Genomic DNA, 2500 nt, shown 5'->3' with positions numbered 1-2500 from the left:
GCCCGCTGATGCGAACAGGGATCGCGACGGTATGCCTCTCCGGAACGCTCGAGCAGAAGCTTCGGGCCGCAGCAAAGGCCGGCTTCGGAGGCGTCGAGATCTTCGAGGCCGACCTCGTCACCTCGCCCCTCAGCCCTGAGGAGGTCCGGGCCCTCGCCGAGGACCTCGACCTCGGGCTGGACCTCTACCAGCCCTTCCGCGACTTCGACTCCGTCCCGGACGAGCTCTACCGCGCCAACCTCCGCCGCGCCGAGGCGAAGTTCAAGCTCATGGGCCGTCTCGGCATCGACACGATCCTCGTGTGCAGCAACGTGGCCACTGCAAGCGCAGCCTACGCAGACGACGACGGTCTGCGCGCCGAGCAGCTTCACGGCCTCGCCGAACTGGCGGCCGACCACGGTGTGAAAGTCGCGTACGAGGCCCTTGCGTGGGGCACGTTCGTGAACGACTACGAGCATGCGTGGCGCATTGTGGCCGACGTCGACCACCCCAACCTGGGCACGTGCCTCGACACGTTCCACATCCTCTCCCGTGGCTGGGATACAGAGCCGATCGAGCGGATCCCGGGTGAGAAGATCTTCTTCGTGCAGGTCGCGGACGCGCCCAAGCTCTCCATGGACGTGCTGAACTGGAGCCGGCACTACCGGGTCTTCCCCGGCGAGGGCCAGTTCGATCTGCCGAAGTTCCTCGGCCACGTGGCACGCACGGGCTACAACGGTCCCGTGTCGCTCGAGGTCTTCAATGACACCTTCCGCCAGTCCGATGTCGAGCGCACGGCCGTCGATGCCATGCGTTCGCTGATCTGGCTCGAGGAGCGCACGGCGAAGCATCTGGCGGCGGCCGCAGCTTCACCGGCCGGAGCAGCTGCAGAACCCGCGGCAGGTGCGGGCGTCGGAGCCCCGACTGCCGCCCAGCTCGCCGCCGCATCGCGCGCGTACCCGATGTCGCTCACGACGCTGCCGCAGGTCGCGCCGCCGTCGGGCATCAACTTCGCCGAGGTCAAGTCGGCGGACGCAGCGCCGAGCACGCTCGAACTCGAGCAGCTTCTAGCACAGCTGGGCTTTGAGTCGCGCGGCGAGCACCGGACCAAGCCCGTGAGCCTGTGGACTCTCGGCGAGGCGCGGATCATCGTCAACCGCCAGCAGGCACGCGGCGTCGCCCCCGCGATCTCTGCGCTCGGCTTCGATGTCGACAACGCGGTGACCGCCGTCGCCCGCGCCCTCCAGCTCAAGGCCGTCGCGGTCCCCCGGACTTCGCAGGCGAACGAGGAGGTGCTGCAGGCGGTCCAAGCCCCTGACGGCACCGAAGTGTTCCTGTGCCAAGACACGCTCTGGACCGAGGAATTCGGTCAGGGGGCACCCGCGCTCGGGGGCCAGGCGCCCCGGATCGACCACATCAACCTCGCCCAACCGTGGCAGCACTACGACGAGGGCGTGCTGTTCTATTCGTCCGTGCTTGCGCTGACCCCCCAGCCGTCGCAGGAGGTCTCGAGCCCGACGGGGCTCGTGCGCTCGCAGGTCATGCAGACCGAGCTCGTGGAGGGGGAGCGAGCCGTGCGGCTCGCCCTCAACCTCGCCCCCTGGGTGCAGGCCGACAGCGTGCGGGGCACGGTGGAGGACACGTTCCAAGAGCACATCGCGATCGCGGTGCCCGATCTCGTGGCCACCGCCCGCGCCTGCCGCGCGCGGAAGCTGCCGTTCCTCAGGATCCCCGAGAACTACTACGAGGACCTCGACGCCCGGTTCGCGTTGGAGCCCGAGTTCCTCGCGACGCTCCGTGAGCTCGACCTCCTCTACGATCGCGACGAGAAGGGCGATTTCCTGCACTTCTACACCGCCACGGTGGGCAGCGTGTTCTTCGAGATGGTGCAGCGGATCGGCGGCTATGACGGGTTCGGCGCCCCGAATGCCCCCGTGCGGCACGCAGTGCAGCATTCGCTGCGCACCGCGCGCGCGGCTCGGTAGAAGACGGGGCGCCGCAGCCGAAGCTGCCGGGCGTCAGCGCCAGAACCCTGCGAGGTGCTCGGCGATCGCTCGGCCCTGGTTGTAGCCGGCTCGCGCGGCAGGCGGGCGCCTCGACAGGTCCATCATGTTGGTGCCGAATGCGCTGAGCGCCTCGTCGTCCGGGAAGACGGTTTCGACCCGGCTGCCCGCCGCGCGCAGTCGGTCGATCTGCGCCGCAAGATGCGTGCCCCATTCCGCCGGCTGCCGTGACCTGCCGCTGAACGGCGACAGGACCAGTACCCGCCCGTATCCGGCTGCCAAGTCGGCGTTCTCGTTGGACCGGTAGCCGCCGTCGATGTATCGGTCGGCGCCGATCCCGTGGGGAGGGAGTCCGGGACCGGCGCAGCTGGCGGCGACAGCGTCCACCAGGTCGACGCCGCTGTGGCGGTCGAACACGACGGGTTCACCGCTGTGGGCGTCGACGGCCACGATGAGCATCGGCCGTTGCGGCCAGCCTTGACTCGGCAGTCGGGCTGCGACGGCCGCGCGCCGCCGGG

General features: G+C 69.4%; 2 protein-coding genes. One reads left to right on the top strand and one right to left on the bottom strand.

The features are described from left to right. Window positions 1-8: 8 nt before the first annotated feature. Complete coding sequence (locus V7053_RS18765) at window positions 9-1964, top strand: sugar phosphate isomerase/epimerase and 4-hydroxyphenylpyruvate domain-containing protein (RefSeq protein WP_334173769.1); 1956 nt, start codon at window positions 9-11, stop codon at window positions 1962-1964. Between the two features lie 33 nt (window positions 1965-1997). Here V7053_RS18765 and V7053_RS18760 read toward each other — a convergent pair. Beyond that, window positions 1998-2500: patatin-like phospholipase family protein (locus V7053_RS18760; RefSeq protein WP_334173768.1), on the bottom strand; the 503-nt coding region annotated here is incomplete at its 5' end.

The organism is Sinomonas sp., assembly GCF_036848755.1.
Classification (GTDB): Bacteria; Actinomycetota; Actinomycetes; order Actinomycetales; family Micrococcaceae; genus Sinomonas.
Note: the sequence above shows the minus strand (reverse complement) of the source record. Positions and strands in the feature narration are given on the sequence as shown.

Coding starts and splice junctions, on each gene's coding strand:
- V7053_RS18765 (WP_334173769.1), top strand. CDS start 9: ATGCGAACAGGGATCGCGACGGTATGCCTCTCCGGAACGCTCGAGCAG.